This is a genomic window from Mesorhizobium sp. M4B.F.Ca.ET.214.01.1.1, assembly GCF_004791545.1.
GTDB lineage: Bacteria > Pseudomonadota > Alphaproteobacteria > Rhizobiales > Rhizobiaceae > Mesorhizobium > Mesorhizobium abyssinicae.
The window spans coordinates 1-329 of sequence record NZ_SRUX01000192.1 but is presented as its reverse complement, the minus strand read 5'-3'; the positions used below and the strand labels follow the sequence as shown (position 1 = coordinate 329).

Genomic DNA, 329 nt, shown 5'->3' with positions numbered 1-329 from the left:
CATTCAGATACCCCCGACCCTGATCGTTGACTGACGCCTGATGGTCGTCCCTGGCATGGCTATGCCCGGGAACAGATTCCAGATCGGCAGGTTGCGGGCATCGTACGAGATGGACACCACGAACTGGCTTCCGTCGGCAACGCTGTCATTGGCCTGGTAGGTCAGTTTGCTGGCGTCCACGAAGGGGTAACCGCCGGCGTTGTTGGCGAGGTAGCTGGCCACGAGCGTCTGGCGCTCGGTCTGGTTCACCCCGGCGATAGCCGTCCGGGCGGCGTCGGCTGCAATTTGCTGTATCGAATTGGCGGCGCCAAAATAGATGCCGTACGCAA

The 329-nt window shown here is 61.4% G+C and carries 1 protein-coding gene; it reads right to left on the bottom strand.

What is annotated here, in order from left to right; translation table 11 throughout:
* Positions 1-3: 3 nt before the first annotated feature.
* On the bottom strand, positions 4-329 hold a 326-nt coding region (locus EN857_RS33850; protein WP_135897716.1), incomplete at its 5' end, for a TadE/TadG family type IV pilus assembly protein.